This is a genomic window from Pseudomonas sp. PSPC3-2 (assembly GCF_049897085.1).
Taxonomy (GTDB): Bacteria; Pseudomonadota; Gammaproteobacteria; order Pseudomonadales; family Pseudomonadaceae; genus Aquipseudomonas; species Aquipseudomonas paraveronii.
The window spans coordinates 208,979-222,888 of the sequence record NZ_JAFCVO010000009.1; the positions used below are offsets into that span (position 1 = coordinate 208,979).

At 61.8% G+C, this 13,910-nt stretch carries 11 protein-coding genes; 4 read left to right on the forward strand and 7 right to left on the reverse strand.

Annotated features, from left to right (window positions below; all coding sequences use genetic code 11):
• The first annotated feature begins 77 nt into the window (after positions 1–77).
• Complete coding sequence (gene rmuC / locus ACP7CJ_RS17025; protein WP_426100112.1) at positions 78–1,442, forward strand: DNA recombination protein RmuC; 1,365 nt, start codon at positions 78–80, stop codon at positions 1,440–1,442.
• A gap of 55 nt (positions 1,443–1,497) precedes the next feature.
• Here the strand turns inward: rmuC and ACP7CJ_RS17030 are convergent, their stop codons facing one another.
• The 3 genes from ACP7CJ_RS17030 to ACP7CJ_RS17040 all read right to left on the reverse strand — a co-directional run bounded on the left by ACP7CJ_RS17030 (position 1,498) and on the right by ACP7CJ_RS17040 (position 6,092).
• The gene (locus tag ACP7CJ_RS17030; protein ID WP_426100055.1) at positions 1,498–4,968 is read right to left on the reverse strand and encodes a hybrid sensor histidine kinase/response regulator; all 3,471 of its coding nucleotides are present in this window, start codon (positions 4,966–4,968) and stop codon (positions 1,498–1,500) included.
• Between the two features lie 132 nt (positions 4,969–5,100).
• Entirely contained in the window at positions 5,101–5,499 is a 399-nt protein-coding gene (locus ACP7CJ_RS17035; RefSeq protein ID WP_276194235.1) for a YbaN family protein, read from the reverse strand.
• Positions 5,500–5,504: 5 nt separating this feature from the next.
• Positions 5,505–6,092 (reverse strand): YecA family protein, encoded by a 588-nt coding sequence (locus ACP7CJ_RS17040; RefSeq protein WP_276194234.1) that lies wholly within the window; start codon positions 6,090–6,092, stop codon positions 5,505–5,507.
• A 274-nt stretch (positions 6,093–6,366) separates the two neighbouring features.
• Between ACP7CJ_RS17040 and recQ the strand changes: the two genes are divergently transcribed.
• Both recQ and ACP7CJ_RS17050 read left to right on the forward strand, forming a co-directional pair.
• Entirely contained in the window at positions 6,367–8,493 is a 2,127-nt protein-coding gene (gene recQ, locus ACP7CJ_RS17045) for a DNA helicase RecQ (protein ID WP_198718051.1), read from the forward strand.
• 121 nt (positions 8,494–8,614) lie between these two features.
• On the forward strand, positions 8,615–9,049 hold the full coding sequence (locus tag ACP7CJ_RS17050; RefSeq protein ID WP_276194233.1) for a MarR family transcriptional regulator: 435 nt from the start codon (positions 8,615–8,617) through the stop codon (positions 9,047–9,049).
• Positions 9,050–9,132: 83 nt separating this feature from the next.
• On the opposite strand, the gene ACP7CJ_RS17055 is transcribed toward ACP7CJ_RS17050, so the two are convergent.
• Positions 9,133–11,322, reverse strand: coding sequence for a patatin-like phospholipase family protein (locus ACP7CJ_RS17055; protein ID WP_426100054.1), 2,190 nt, complete (start codon positions 11,320–11,322; stop codon positions 9,133–9,135).
• 84 nt (positions 11,323–11,406) lie between these two features.
• Here ACP7CJ_RS17055 and ACP7CJ_RS17060 point away from each other — a divergent pair, with 84 nt between their 5' ends.
• A complete protein-coding gene (locus ACP7CJ_RS17060; protein WP_276194232.1) occupies positions 11,407–11,691 on the forward strand; it encodes a SelT/SelW/SelH family protein in 285 nt (94 codons plus the stop codon).
• A gap of 44 nt (positions 11,692–11,735) precedes the next feature.
• On the opposite strand, the gene ACP7CJ_RS17065 is transcribed toward ACP7CJ_RS17060, so the two are convergent.
• The 3 genes from ACP7CJ_RS17065 to ACP7CJ_RS17075 form a co-directional block, all read right to left on the reverse strand.
• Positions 11,736–12,017: a hypothetical protein gene (locus tag ACP7CJ_RS17065; protein ID WP_276194231.1), complete on the reverse strand. Its 282-nt coding sequence runs from the start codon at positions 12,015–12,017 to the stop codon at positions 11,736–11,738.
• A 127-nt stretch (positions 12,018–12,144) separates the two neighbouring features.
• Positions 12,145–13,029 (reverse strand): DMT family transporter, encoded by an 885-nt coding sequence (locus tag ACP7CJ_RS17070; RefSeq protein WP_276194230.1) that lies wholly within the window; start codon positions 13,027–13,029, stop codon positions 12,145–12,147.
• A 96-nt stretch (positions 13,030–13,125) separates the two neighbouring features.
• Positions 13,126–13,878 carry an AraC family transcriptional regulator gene (locus ACP7CJ_RS17075; protein ID WP_426100053.1) on the reverse strand — a complete coding sequence of 251 codons (753 nt, stop codon included), beginning with the start codon at positions 13,876–13,878 and terminating at the stop codon, positions 13,126–13,128.
• Positions 13,879–13,910 lie beyond the last annotated feature (32 nt).

The following is a 13,910-nucleotide window of genomic DNA, read 5'->3' on the forward strand; positions in this document are numbered from 1 at the left end:
CTGGCGCGGCAGTGCCGTTATTGGCCGTATGCTGGCAGCTTCAGCGGCGCTTGGCCGCGCGCATGGCCGGCTGGGAATTGCTTGAAGAGCGCCTGGCCACTGCGCAACTTGCCCAGGAAGGCTTGGCTGCTCAACTGGATGCCAGTCGTGACGAGATCAGCGACCTCAGCCAGGCCAATGCCGCCAAGCAGGCTGACTTGGCCGCCGTGCGCCGCGAAGTCGAATTGCTGCAGATCGATCGCGACAACGCCCGCGACGCGGCCCACGCCTGGAACCTCGACCGCAGCGCCAAGGAAGCCGAACTGCGCCGCCTTGACGCGTTGTCGGCGGCCTTGCGTGCGGAGCTGCGTGAGCAACAGGAAAGCCATCAACAACGCCTCGCTGACCTACAGGGCGCGCGGGACGAGCTGCGGGCGCAGTTCGCCGAACTGGCCGGGAAAATTTTCGACGAGCGTGAACAGCGCTTTGCCGAAACCAGCCAGGAGCGCCTCGGGCAGTTGCTTGATCCCTTGAAAGAACGCATCCAGTCTTTCGAAAAGCGTGTCGAAGAAAGCTATCAGAACGAAGCCCGCGAACGCTTTTCCCTGGGCAAGGAGCTTGAACGCCTGCAGCAACTGAACCTGCGTCTGTCGGACGAAGCCACGAACTTGACCCGCGCGCTCAAGGGCCAGAAGACCCAGGGCAACTGGGGCGAGCTGATCCTTGAACGTGTGCTGGAACGCGCCGGCCTGGAGAAGGGCCGCGAGTACCAAACCCAGGTCAGCCTGAAAGGCCCGGACGGTGAGCGCTTCCAGCCGGATGTGCTGATTATGCTGCCCGATGACAAACAGGTGGTGGTGGACTCCAAGGTCAGCCTGACGGCCTATCAACAGTATGTGGCGGCGGACGATGATGTGATCGGCCAGGCGGCGCTCAAACAGCACGTGCTGTCCCTGCGCAATCACGTCAAAGGCCTGGCCGGTAAGGACTACAAGCGCCTGGAGGGCTTGCATAGCCTGGATTTCGTGTTGCTGTTCGTGCCGATTGAAGCCGCTTTTTCCGCAGCCTTGCAGGCCGAGCCCAATTTGTTCCAGGAAGCGTTCGACCGCCATATCGTCATTGTCAGCCCCACCACCTTGCTCGCCACCCTGCGGGTTATCGACAGTCTTTGGAAACAGGAGCGTCAGAGCCAAAACGCCCGGGAAATCGCTGAGCGCGCCGGCTGGCTGTACGACAAGTTCGTGCTGTTTATCCAAGATCTGGATGAAGTGGGCAACCGTCTGCAGCAGTTGGATAAGGCTTACAGCGCGGCGCGGAATAAGCTGACAGATGGTCGCGGTAATCTGGTCAGCCGCACCGAACAATTAAGATTGCTCGGCGCCCGCGCCAGCAAGAGCCTGCCCGCCGATCTGCTGGAGCGGGCAATGACCGATGCCGACGGTGTGGCGCACTTACCCGAATAGTGGCGGGTCAATGTCGGAGCTATCGAGCCTCGGCAGTGGATTGAGTTCGGCCTGATTAAAGGGGTAGATGCCGACTTAGCAACGCCCGCAACGCCGCCGGCTTAACCGGCTTGGCCAGATAATCCAGCCCCGCGGCATGCACTTGCGCCACCATCTCCGGACGGCCGTCGGCGCTGATGACCACGCCGGGGATCGGCTCAGCCAATTGCGTGCGCAGCCAAGCCATCAGCTCCGTGCCGGTTTCCCCGTGGTCCAGGTGGTAATCCACCAGCGCCAGTTGTGGGCGCACGCCGTCGGCCAGCAGTGCGGCGCACTGCGCCTGGTCGGTGGCGGTCCATACTTCGCAACCCCAACGCGTCAGCAGGCTGCGCATGCCTATCAGGATGCTTTCTTCGTTATCCACACACAGCACCTGTGCGCCACTCAGGGGCAGGCCGTTCTCCTGCACGGTCTTGATCGGCGGGCTCGTCTGGTTGCGAGCCAGCGGTACGCGCACGCTGAACACGCTGCCCTTGCCCGGCCATGAACGCACGCTTAGGTGGTGGTCCAATACGCTGCACAGGCCATCGGCGATCGCCAGGCCCAGGCCGAGGCCTTTTTCAGCGCGGGTCTGATGGCTGTCCAGGCGCTTGAATTCCTCGAAAATCACCTTCTGTTTATCCTGAGGGATGCCTGGACCGCGGTCCCATACTTCCAGGCTCAACTCGCCCTCGTGTCGGCGCACGCCCAGCAGCACTGGGCCGTCGGCATAGCGGAACGCATTCGTCAGAAAGTTCTGCAAAATGCGTCGAAGCAACTTGATGTCACTGTCGACCCGCAAATGACTGCCGCGCAAGCGGAAGCGCAAGCCTTGTTCCTGGGCCAGTGCCTTGAATTCGGCGCCGAGTGCGTCGAACAGTTCGTTGAGCACGAACGGCTGGCGTTGCGGGTTGATCTTGCCGTTTTCCAGGCGCGAGATGTCCAGCAGGTCGCTGATCAGGTCTTCGGCGGAACGCAGCGAGCTGTCCAGGTGTTGCACCAGTTGCCGGGCTTCGCTCGACAGGCCGTCGTTCTGGTGGGAGAGGGCGGCGGAGAACAGGCGTGCAGCGTTCAGCGGTTGCATCAGGTCATGGCTGACCGCTGCGAGAAAGCGGGTCTTCGATTGGTTCGCGGACTCGGCCACGCCCTTGGCGTCGGTGAGCGCCACGTTGAGTTGCGACAGCTCGTGTGTTCGCTCGGTCACCCGTCGTTCCAAGCCCTCGTTCGCCTCGGTCAGCGCGTGTTCGGCCTCGCGGAACGCGGTGATGTCGGTGAAGCTCATGACAAAACCGCCGCCGGGCATCGGGTTGCCGATCAGTTCGATCACCCGTCCATTTGGGAACAGGCGTTCGGAGGTGTGCGCGCGGCCTTGGCGCATCCAGTGCAGGCGTCGTGCCACATGCACTTCGGCCTCACCCGGTCCGCACAAGCCGCGCTCGGCGTTATAGCGAATGATGTCGGCAATCGGCCGGCCGACGCTGATCAATCCCTCGGGGTAGTTGAACAGCTCCAGGTAACGGCGGTTCCACGCCACTAACTTGAGCGACTGATCCACCACGCTGATGCCCTGGGTGATGTTTTCGATGGCGCCTTGTAGCAGGGCCCGATTGAATTGCAGCACTTCGGAGGCTTCGTCGGCGATTCGTACTACGTCCTCCAGCAGCATGTCCCGACCTTCAATCGCGGCCTTTACGACGGCGCGAGTCGAGGAGGCGCCGAGTACACCCGCCAGCAGGCGTTCGGTATGCGCGATCCAATCGTTATCGGCATTCTGGTTGGGGTTGAAGCCTTTGCCCTGGCGATAGGCGAAGCGGATAAAACTTTGCTGGGCGCGTTCTTCCCCGACAAAGCGCGCGGCCAGGCTCAGCAGGTCGCTGATCTGGACCGACAACATGGAGCGAGTGCTGGCGCGTTGGCTGGTTTCCTGGCCGATGAAGCGCCCGGCCTGCCAGTGCTCGGACACTCGAGTGCGCGAGAGCATCGAAACCCAGACGAACAGCGTGAAGTTGCCCGCCAGGGAGAACACGGTGCCCAGGGTCAGCGAGGTGAGGGGCAAACCGAGCGGTTGGGAATGCAACCAGGTCAGGCCTGGGAAAAGGCTGAGCGACCAGCCCAGGCTTTTCGCGGTAACCGGTAGGACCAAGGTGTAGAACCACAGGAACGTGCCCGCCGCCAAACCGGCAAAGACGCCGCGACGATTCGCCTGTTTCCAATACAGCGCGCCAAGCATGGCGGGTGCCAGTTGGGTCACTGCGGCGAAAGCGATCTGGCCGATCGTCGCGAGGCTCGCAGTGGAGCCCAGCAATCGGTAGCTGACATACGCCAGCAGCAGGATGATCACAATGCTGACGCGGCGTACCGACAGCAACCAGTGGCGGAATACTTCAAACGGCCGTTCCGCGCTGGAGCGGCGCAACAACCAAGGCAGCAGCATGTCGTTGGAAACCATGGTCGACAACGCAATGCTTGCAACAATCACCATGCCGGTGGCGGCCGACGCGCCACCAATGAACGCCAGCAAGGCGAGGACCGGATGGGCCTCGGCCAAGGGCAGGCTGATCACGTAGGAATCGGGTGGCACCGAGCCGGGCAAGAGCATTTTGCCGCCGAGGGCGATCGGCACGACAAACAGCGCTGCGAGAATCAGGTACGCAGGGAAGACCCATTTGGCCAGGCGCAAATCCTGGGGGTCGATGTTTTCCACGACGGTGACGTGAAACTGCCGGGGCAGGCAGATGATTGCCATCATTGCGACGCCGGTCTGTACCACCATCGTTGGCCAGTTGACGGTTTCTTTCCAGTATTCCTCCAGCCGTGGAGCCAGCATCGCCTGGTTGAACAAATCGCCGAAACCGTCGTAGAGGCCGTAGGTCACAAACGCACCGACCGCGAGAAACGCGAACAGTTTGACTATCGATTCAAAGGCAATCGCCAGCACCATGCCACGGTGGTGTTCGGTGGCATCGAGGTTGCGCGTACCGAAGACAATGGTGAACAACGCCAGCACCAGCGACACGATCAACGCCGTGTCCTGGGCCCGGGTGCCGGTAGCATCCGCGCCAGCGCCGATCAGCAGGTTCACCCCGAGTACGATGCCCTTGAGTTGCAGGGCGATGTAAGGCAGCACGCCGACCATGCAGATCAGCGCGACCACCACCGCTAACGATTGGGATTTGCCGTAGCGTGCAGCGATAAAGTCAGCGATAGAGGTGATGTTTTCCTGCTTGCTGATCAGAATCATCTTTTGCAGGACCCAGGGGGCCAATACCAGCAACAGCACCGGTCCCAGGTAGATCGGTATAAACGCCCACAGTTGTTCGGCCGCCTGGCCTACGGCGCCGAAGAAGGTCCAACTGGTGCAATAAACGGCCAGCGACAGGCTGTACACCCAGGCACGCATACGCGGCGGCAGCGGCGCATGGCGACGGTCACCGTAAAAGGCGATGGCAAACATAATGGCCATATAGGCCAAGGCAACGGCGGCGATCAGCCCGCTGGACAGCGTCATGGTAACTCCGGACATAAACACACCCAGGCATTTCGGGCCCGGTCGGACAGTCTCGCATGATGCCTGGGGATTAGTCAGTGTCGACCAAGGTCTCGTGAGCACTAATGTCGCAGGGGCGGGTGTTAAAGAGGCTCAGCGCGGCGGCAGGGTTTTTTGGCGCAGGATGTAGATCGTCACCAGCACGGCACTGGTCAGCATGAAGCCCCGTGCCCAGGGTAGAGGCACCAGGTAGCAGGAAAAACCGATGCTCAGCCACATCAGGCCGATGGCATAGACCTTGCCCTTCAGCGGGATGCCACTGCCGTCCAGGTAGTCACGAATCCATGGGCCCAGGCGCGGGTGTTCCACCAGCCAGTCGTAGAAGCGTGGGGAGCTTCGCGCGAAGCAGGCGGCGGCAAGAAGTAGGAAGGGGGTGGTCGGCAATACCGGCAGGAAAATACCGATTACTCCCAGCGCTACGCTCAGCCAACCGATGGCCAGTAGTGCATAACGCAGGAGCGGCGAGCGCTTGCCCATGGGTATCACGGGCATGCGACTCAGTGGTGACGAGGCTTGAGGAGCGCCGGTTTTTCGTCAGGGGCGTTGCACAGCAGGTACAGGGCGGTCAGGGCTTCCGGGATCTGTACGATCATGTCGTCCATCAGGTTGGCGTCGGAGGCGATGTCGGAGAACTCCGGCTGGTCGTCGAACAGGCCTGAACCGACCATGATTGGCAGCAGCATTTCGCTGACTTCTTCTTCGGCGGTTTCGAACCAGGCGGCTTCGCGCAGGAACACGCCTTCCATGAATCCGATGCACCAGCCGCGCAGGTCGGAGTCGTCCGGATCTTCGCCCAGGTCCAGGTCGCACGGCAGCTCGAATTCCTCATCGGAGGCCAGTTGGCGACCGATGTGGGCCTTGAGAGCGAGCAGGGTGGCTTCGATCTCTTCGCGCTGGGCGGCGTCAGCGTAGTGAGGTTCTTCGGCGAACAAGGCGTCGATCCACTCACGGTCCGGCACGATGTCGGAAGAAATCGACAGGGCGGTCAGGTAGCCGTGGGCGGCCACGTAGTCCAGCGCCTCGTCATGCAGCTCATCGGCGTCGAGGAAGGCTTGCAGGCGGGTTAGTTGCTCAGCGAAGGACATTGAAGGACTACCTTGGGAATAAACGATGCTGAATTCTAGGCTTTCTTGAGCGCCCCGGCCAGCCACACTGCATATTTGGCCGGTTTTCGATAGCGGCCGCTATTCGTCAGCCGCGCCCTTTGCCGGCCGACGCTCGGGTATACTGCCGCGTTTTGTGATGCCCCTGCAGGCCAGTGCCAACCCGAGAAAACTTCGCTTACGGATTATTTTCCGTAGTGCCGCGTTTTTTCGGCCAGCCTGTAGAGAGGGATTTCGGCGATATTTGGAGTTTTACATGCTCGAGCAGGCTCAACGCGTCCTCAAGGACATCTTCGGCTACGACAGTTTTCGTGGCCGCCAGGGTGCGATCATTGAGCGCGTGGCCAATGGCGGTGATGCCCTCGTCCTGATGCCCACCGGTGGTGGCAAGTCGTTGTGTTTCCAGGTGCCGGCGTTGCTGCGTAACGGTCTCGCCGTGGTGGTGTCGCCCTTGATCGCGCTGATGGACGATCAGGTAGCGACCCTCGAAGAACTCGGTGTTGCCGCCGCCGCGTTGAACTCCACGCTCAGCGCCGAACAGCAGCGCGACCTGGCTGCGCGTATCAAGCGCGGCGAAGTGAAAATGCTCTACCTGGCCCCCGAGCGCCTGGTGCAGCCGCGCATGCTGGCCTTCCTGCAGAGCCTGGAAATCGCCCTGTTCGCCATCGATGAAGCTCACTGCGTATCGCAATGGGGTCACGATTTCCGCCGTGAATACCTGCAGTTGGGGCAGTTGGCGGAACTGTTCCCCGACGTTCCGCGTATCGCCCTGACCGCCACCGCCGACAAGCGTACCCGTGAAGAAATCGTCGAGCGCCTGCATTTGCAGAACGCCGAGCGCTTCCTGTCGAGCTTTGACCGGCCGAATATTTTTTACCGCATCGTGCCTAAAGAACAGCCGCGCAAGCAGTTGCTGGCGTTCCTGTCCGAGCGGCGCAGCGATGCAGGCATCGTCTATTGCCTGTCGCGCAAGAAGGTCGACGAAGTGGCCGCCTTCCTGTGCGAGCAGGGTTATCCGGCGTTGCCCTACCACGCGGGCTTGCCCAACGAATTGCGTGCTTATCATCAGAAGCGCTTCCTCAACGAGGAAGGCCTGATCATGGTGGCAACCATCGCGTTCGGCATGGGCATCGACAAGTCCAACGTGCGCTTCGTGGCCCATATGGATCTACCCAAGTCCCTCGAGGCTTATTACCAGGAAACCGGGCGTGCCGGCCGTGATGGCCTGCCGGCGGATGCGTGGATGGTCTACGGCCTGCAAGACGTGGTGATGCTCAAGCAAATGCTGCAGAACTCCGAAGGTGACGAGCGCCACAAACGCCTGGAGCAGCACAAGCTCGACGCCATGCTGTCACTCTGCGAAGAGACGCGTTGCCGCCGCCAGACCTTGCTGGCGTATTTCGACGAAGACATGCCCGAACCCTGCGGCCATTGCGACAACTGTGTGGACGGCGTGCAAACCTGGGATGCCACTGAGCCGGCGCGCCAGGGCTTGTCCGCGATCTACCGCACCGGCCAGCGTTATGGCGTCGGCCATCTGGTGGATGTGTTGCTGGGCAAGGACAACGAGAAGGTGCGTAGCTTCGGCCACGAGAAACTCTCGGTCTACGGCGTGGGCAAGGCCCGTGCCGAAGGCGAATGGCGATCGCTGTTCCGCCAGATGGTCGCGCGCGGCTTGGTAGACATCGACATCGAAGGCTACGGCGGCCTGCGCCTGAACGACAGTTGCCGGCCGTTGCTCAAGGGTGAAGTCAGCCTGGAACTGCGCCGCGACCTCAAGCCGCAGACCACCGCCAAGAGCAGTACCAGCCAAGCCAGCCAACTGGTGCGCTTTGAAGAGCGTGAACAGTGGGAAGCCCTGCGTACCCTACGGCGCAAACTGGCGCAGGAACACAGCGTGCCGCCTTACGTTATTTTCCCCGACTCGACCTTGCTGGAGATGTTGCGCGAGCAGCCGACCACCCTGGCCGAAATGGGCCGGGTCAGTGGTGTGGGGGCGCGCAAGCTGGAGCGTTATGGCCAGGCCTTCCTCGAAGTGCTCGGCGGCCAGGCCGAAGCGCCGAAGGAAATCGCCGATATTCGCCACGAATTGATCAGCCTGGCGCGGGCCGGCATGACCCCGATCCAGATCGCCGGCCAGCTGCAATGCTCGGAGAAAAACGTCTATACGCTGTTGGCCGAATCCATCGGTCAGCAACAGTTGTCGTTAGAGCAGGCTCTTGATTTGCCGGAAGATTTACTCAGCGAAATCCAGGATGCCTTCCTAGACGGTGAAGGCGAATTGCCACCAGTTGCTGAGATCGCACCGCTGTTCACCGGGCGGGTTCCCGAGGGGGTTTTGTACTGCGTTCGTGCCGCGTTGCAGTCTGAGTTCGAAATTTAGTGTGCCAATTGCGACAATGTAACGAATCAGTACAGACGAGCGCTTGCCTACTGACATGGCTCATGCTTAGCTGACTAATAATTAGCCATACTTTGTTTTCAGTCTAAACCATGAGTTTTTTATGCCGTTAACCGATCAACACCGTTTTGGCATGCAGTTGGCGCAAATGTCCCGAGGTTGGCGCGCCGAACTGGACCGCCGTTTGGCGGGGCTAGGCTTGTCCCAGGCACGCTGGCTGGTGCTGCTGCACCTGGCTCGTTTCGAAGACGCGCCGACTCAGCGCGAACTGGCACAAAGTGTCGGCGTTGAAGGTCCGACCCTGGCGCGGTTGCTCGACAGCCTGGAAGGCCAAGGACTGGTTCAACGTCAGGCCGTGGTGGAAGATCGCCGCGCCAAGCGCATCCTGCTGTGCGACACCGCCCGACCGTTGATCGAGCAGATTGAAACCATCGCCACTGCGTTGCGCCATGAGTTGTTCGTGGGCGTGAATGAAGAGGACCTGCGGGTGTGCATGCGTGTGCATGGGCACATTCTGGCGAATCTGGAAAAGTCCTGACCTCAAGTACACGGCAGATCAATATGTGGGAGCCGGCTTGCCACTGCAAGCCAGCTCCCACATTGGGTATTACGGTCGGCGTTTTAGAAGGTCTGGCCGAGGTTCAGGTACACCGCTTGCTGATTGTCATCATTGAACCCGTAGCTGAAATTCAGCGGTCCCAACGGTGTGTCAAACCCCAGGAAAATACTCGCGGCGTTGATATAGCCGCTGTCGAATTCATTGTCGTTGTTCCACGCCCGTCCGCGTTCCAATGACGCGCCCAGGTACAGCGGGAAATCCAATGGCAGGTACGAGCGTGGCGTCAGGCGGCGGTAGTACACGGCGCGCATCAAGCTGACGTTCTGCCCCGAGATCGCATCCTGGCGAAAGCCCGACAGCTGCCGTGCGCCGCCCAGCAGGAAGCTGGATATCACCACGTCCGAATTATCCATGGTGCGCCCGTAACGGCCGCCCAGTACGAGCGTGTCCGGACCGTGGCTCATGGCCTTGTCCAGCTTGAACTCCCATTGTCGGTAGCGTTGATCCGAACCCAACCCTGGTTCGAACTCGCGAAAAGCCAGGCCGATGTCTTCGCCTGTGTGGGGGAAGTACACGTTGTCCAGGGAGTCGAAGGAGTACTTCAACTCGTAGAAGCCTTCGCTGAAGCTCACGCTTGGCAGGTCGCGGTCGCCGATGCGCACATCGGCCTTGCCCCAGGCCTCGCCGACGCCGAAGCGGATCTCGCCGCTGGTGCCGATCTGGCGCCCCACGTTCAGGCCGAAACCGTAGCGTTCCAGGCGGTATTCGGAGATGGGATCGTTGTCCAGAATCAGTTCCACATTCTGCGCCTGGGCCTTGAGGTAAGGTGCGACGAAGTAGCGCGAGCCGGTGTCCATCGGTTGGTAGAACTCGCTGTACAGCTCCTGCCGATCGCCGATCTGCACCCGCGTCAGCCATTCCGCGCCGAGGCGGTTGATGCCATTCATGCGGTAGCTCGCGCCGAGGTTGAAGGCGCTGTCGCCACGCATATCGTCGGACAAGTTCAGGCCCAGGCGCAGGTAGTCGGTGCCGCTGCGTTTGCCGCGTGCGCTGATCACCAGGGTGTTGTCGTGGCCTTTTTTCACCACGCGGTATTGCACCTGTTCGAAGTAATCCAGGCCATACAAGGTGCCCATGTCCACTTGCAGGCGACCCAGGTTCAGCGGCTCGCCCAGGGTTTGGCGGATGTAGTAGCGGATCACGTCGTCGCTGACTTTCGAGTCGTTCTCCACGCTGATCGCGGTGATGATCGGGGTCCGTTCGCCCGGGGTGCGCGCGGCCACCAGTTCCGGGTCGATCGGTTCGGCGGGGCGCAAGTGGGCCAGGCGCACATCGAGGGCGCGGGTGGCGCGGTAGCCGGCGTCGATTATGTCCTTGGCGCGGCCGAAGTCCGTGACGCCATAGGCGGCCAGCGGCGGCTGGATCAGCACATCTTTAGGGTTCAGGGCCCTAAGTTGTTCTTCGGAATTGTGCCGGGTCATCAGGGTGATGGACTGGTTGAGCACGTCCACCACCGTGGCCAGTTGCTTGCGTGAGCGCAGCGGCGTGCCGATGTCCACCACGATGGCGATGTCGACACCCATCTCTCGCGCTACGTCCAGCGGGATGTTATCGGTCATCCCGCCGTCCACCAGCAGCCGGCCATCGAGTTCCACAGGCGCGAATACGGCAGGGATCGACATGCTCGCGCGGATTACCTGGGGCAGGTGGCCTTTGCTGAAGACTACTTTTTCGCCGGTGGTGATATCGGTTGCTACGGCGCGAAAGGGGATCGGCAGCTTGTCGAAATTTCGCGTGTTGCTGCTGTGGGCGAACATGCTTTCCAGCAGCAGCGCCAGGTTCTGGCCCTGGATGACGCCCAGCGGCAGGCCGAGGCTGCCATCGTCGCGGATACTGAGTTTCTGCTTGACCAGGAAATCACGGTCATCCTGCTTGCGTCGAAACGGCACATCTTCCCGAGGAGGCGCATCGGAGAGCGCCTGCTGCCAATCGATACCCAGCGCGAGCTTTTCCAGCTCATCGATCTTGTAGCCCGACGCGTATAACCCGCCGATCACCGCACCCATGCTGGTGCCGGCAATCGCATCGATATGAATCCCCTGTTCCTCCAGGGCCTTGAGCACGCCGATATGGGCGAGCCCGCGCGCGGCACCGCCGGACAGCACCAGGCCGATTTTCGGGCGTGGCGTTTCAACCGCATCGACAAGGAGGGGTAGCAGGCAGAGCAACAGGCAGGACAGCAGGCGGTGCATCATGAATCTCGGGGCTGGACGATAAGGGCCGGTATTATAGCCACCCGACCCTCCAAGCCCGTTACGCCAGGAACCTGTCAAATTATGTCGCTGAGCAAACCCGAGATCGTCATCACCTATTGCACGCAGTGCCAGTGGTTGCTGCGCGCCGCGTGGCTGGCCCAGGAACTGTTGAGTACCTTCGCTGAAGACCTAGGCAAAGTGGCGCTGGAGCCGGCGACCGGCGGCGCGTTTCGCATTACCTGCGACGGTGTGCAGATCTGGGAGCGCAAGGCTGATGGCGGCTTCCCGGAGGCCAAAGTGCTCAAGCAACGTGTGCGCGACCAGATCGACCCGCAGCGCGACCTGGGGCACAACGATCATAAGTAATGAAGGCCACCGCCGCATAAGGGCGGTGACCGGTTGGTGCGTGCTTACTTGGCGGCCATCTTGCTCTTGATGAAGCCGATGACCCACGTCAGCACCAGGCCGCCGACGCCACCGCCGACAATATTGCTGCCGACCGCCGCGACATCCAGCGTTTCGCCACCGGGCGTGCCCGTCAGCGCCGAGACGATCTGGCCCAGCACCAGGCCACCGACACCACCGAGGAGGGTATTGAGCCCGGTGCCCAGGCTCTGTTTGGTCATCCCCGCCAAATTACCGCCGACGGCACCGCTGATGATCTGAACGAGCAAGCTGATAAACATTTCCATGATGCAACTCCTGCATAGCGTTAATGGAGTGACCACTCGCTTGCAGCAACTTCATACGTCCTGGCTGTCGTCGAGGAGTCTTTATCCGTAGACGACGACACACTGTTGCGGATGGGCAGAGTATAGATCAGGCCGCTGCAGCCGGCTGTTTGGCCTGGCTGGCGCTGCCCATCAGGCCGGAAAGCACGATGGCGACGATGATCAGCGCGCCGCCCAGCAGCATGCGCAAGGTCGGGGTTTCGGCAAACAACAGCCAGGCGACGCTGATGCCGTAGACCGGTTCCATGGCGAACACCACCGAGGCGGTGCGGGCCTTGATCACCGCGAGGCTGGCGACAAACAGGCTGTGGGCCAGGCCGGTACAGAACACGCCGAGCAGGCCGATCCACAGCCAGTCGATCGCGCGCACATCCGCCAGCCCCGGCGCGGCCACGGGCAACAGGCACAGCGCGACCACCACGTTCTGGCACAACGCCGCCTGCACCGCTGGAATCCGCCCGGAGCTGGCGCGGTTATTCAGTGACAGCAGGGAGAACAGCAACCCCGAGGCGATGCCCCAGAGCAGGCCGCCCGTGGCTTCGCTGGCGAGGTTGAAGTCCGGTGTCACCAGCACCAGGCCCACCGTGACCAGAGCCACCAGCAACACTTCATTGGCGCGAATGCGCTCGCGGAAGATCAAACCTTCGAGGATCACGGTAAACGCCGGGAACGCGGTAAACCCCAGGGTGGCGACGGCCACGCCGGCGACTTTGACCGCAATGAAGAACGTGACCCAATGCGCCGCCAGCAACACACCGCTGATCACCAGCCGACGCCAGTCGCGCATGTGCAGCTGTTTCCAGGGGGCGTTGCTGGCGAAGCGCGCAAAGATCGCCAGGGCAATCACCGCAAACGCGGCGCGGCCGAACACGATGATGGCCGGTGAGGCGGCCGCCAGCTTGCCGAATACGCCGGTGAGGCCAAACATCAATGCGCCGATATGCAGGGCGCCGAGGGCTGAGCGGGGAGTCATTGCGATCCTTGTAGCAACGGGGTGACAGGCTCGCAGTCTAGAGGCTGGGTGCGTGAGTGTCTGTCGCCTGGCTCGCGATTTTTAGCGCAGGACTCGCTATTTTTTCGTGCGCCGCAGGGCGCTCGGCGCGGCGCCGAATTCGCGCAGCATTGCAGCGGCAAACGCACTTTGCGAGGCATAGCCGACGCGCTCGGCAATCTCGCCGATGGCCAGTGGCGTTTCCCGCAACAGGCCCAAGGCTTTATGCAGGCGGCGACTGCGGATGTAGTCCATGGGCGTCTGCCCACACTCGGCAACAAACCGCGCATGCAGGCGTGCGACGGACAAGTCGGCGATGCGTGCCAGGTCGGCGACTTGCAGGGGATGGGCGACATGCTGTTCGATATGCGCATTGAACGCGGTGTAGGGCAGTCGGCGGCCCGGCACGCTGGGGGCCAGCGGATGATTGAGGCTGGCCAGCAGCAGCACCGCCCCTTGCTGGACGATCAGCGGGTCATCCACCGGGCTGTGCGCCAGCCATTGCACCAACTGGCTTTGCCGCGTATCCAGGGTCAGACGCGTCGGTTGGTCGAGCAGGCGGCGGCTGGCATCGGCATGCTCGCCCAACGATTGCAGCACCCAGTGTTCGTTGGGCACATCCAGCACCAGGCATCGGCTGCCGTCGCGACTGCCGCAGGTGTGGTGAGCCGAGAAGGGCAGCACCATCACACTGCTCTCGCGGACCTGGCTGGCGTGTCCATCCACTTCAAGGTCCAGGTGCCCGGACAGGCCAAAGACCAACTGCGCATGGTCATGGCTGTGGGCAATGGGCGCTTCGATGTAATGGCGTAGCGTGAGGGACGCGCTCATTGCGTTCTCCAGGGCAGCAGATCCGCAGTCTA

Excerpts from the sequence above, each read along its gene's own strand:
- ACP7CJ_RS17075 (WP_426100053.1), bottom strand. The coding sequence starts at position 13,878 with ATGAGCGCGTCCCTCACGCTACGCCATTACATCGAAGCGCCCATTGCC.
- ACP7CJ_RS17035 (WP_276194235.1), bottom strand. The coding sequence starts at position 5,499 with ATGCCCGTGATACCCATGGGCAAGCGCTCGCCGCTCCTGCGTTATGCA.
- recQ (WP_198718051.1), top strand. The coding sequence starts at position 6,367 with ATGCTCGAGCAGGCTCAACGCGTCCTCAAGGACATCTTCGGCTACGAC.
- ACP7CJ_RS17040 (WP_276194234.1), bottom strand. The coding sequence starts at position 6,092 with ATGTCCTTCGCTGAGCAACTAACCCGCCTGCAAGCCTTCCTCGACGCC.
- ACP7CJ_RS17055 (WP_426100054.1), bottom strand. The coding sequence starts at position 11,322 with ATGCACCGCCTGCTGTCCTGCCTGTTGCTCTGCCTGCTACCCCTCCTT.
- ACP7CJ_RS17060 (WP_276194232.1), top strand. The coding sequence starts at position 11,407 with ATGTCGCTGAGCAAACCCGAGATCGTCATCACCTATTGCACGCAGTGC.
- ACP7CJ_RS17065 (WP_276194231.1), bottom strand. The coding sequence starts at position 12,017 with ATGGAAATGTTTATCAGCTTGCTCGTTCAGATCATCAGCGGTGCCGTC.
- ACP7CJ_RS17050 (WP_276194233.1), top strand. The coding sequence starts at position 8,615 with ATGCCGTTAACCGATCAACACCGTTTTGGCATGCAGTTGGCGCAAATG.
- ACP7CJ_RS17070 (WP_276194230.1), bottom strand. The coding sequence starts at position 13,029 with ATGACTCCCCGCTCAGCCCTCGGCGCCCTGCATATCGGCGCATTGATG.
- ACP7CJ_RS17030 (WP_426100055.1), bottom strand. The coding sequence starts at position 4,968 with ATGACGCTGTCCAGCGGGCTGATCGCCGCCGTTGCCTTGGCCTATATG.